The sequence below is a fragment of the Staphylococcus gallinarum genome (genome assembly GCF_000875895.1).
GTDB lineage: Bacteria > Bacillota > Bacilli > Staphylococcales > Staphylococcaceae > Staphylococcus > Staphylococcus gallinarum.
In genome coordinates this window covers 1-520 of the sequence record NZ_JXCF01000158.1, presented here as the reverse complement: position 1 = coordinate 520, position 520 = coordinate 1, and the positions used below count along the sequence as shown (strand labels likewise).

Genomic DNA, 520 nt, shown 5'->3' with positions numbered 1-520 from the left:
TATCAATTTCATCAGCTGATACATCATTGGTTGTACTAACAAAAAACACTACACCTAATAAGACACTTGCAGCACCAAAATGATATTTTTTAATAGAAAAACGTTGCTTTTGATTTTTAAACGCACTCAATTATATTACCTCCTGAAAACAATTATTATACAAACATAATTTATTACAATATACCTCGTTTGTCACTAACAAAAACGATATTCTTTCGCACTAAAAAAGCAATTGTTTAAAAAAACATTCAAATTACAGTAAAATTTTCACAAACTATAAAAATGGTGTAAGGTACCATTAACTAAATAATTACCACTATGATGGTGTCATAGAGAGAGTTAAGGCAATGTCAAAACTAAGAGTATGGACTTTTATTTAAAATAAAATTATGAAAATGATTAGCTTTAATGAGTTTACCTTGATGCATATCAATAGAACGGTACCTAATTGGATGATTAAATATTACAGTGAACTAGACGATGTCGATATGTGGGTATATTTTGAATCGTATAATACACT

The 520-nt window shown here is 27.7% G+C and carries 1 protein-coding gene; it reads right to left on the bottom strand.

Going from position 1 to position 520, the window contains the following annotated elements:
- On the bottom strand, positions 1-130 hold a 130-nt coding region (locus tag SH09_RS17530; RefSeq protein WP_082039247.1), incomplete at its 3' end, for a YSIRK-type signal peptide-containing protein.
- Between the last annotated feature and the right edge of the window lie 390 nt (positions 131-520).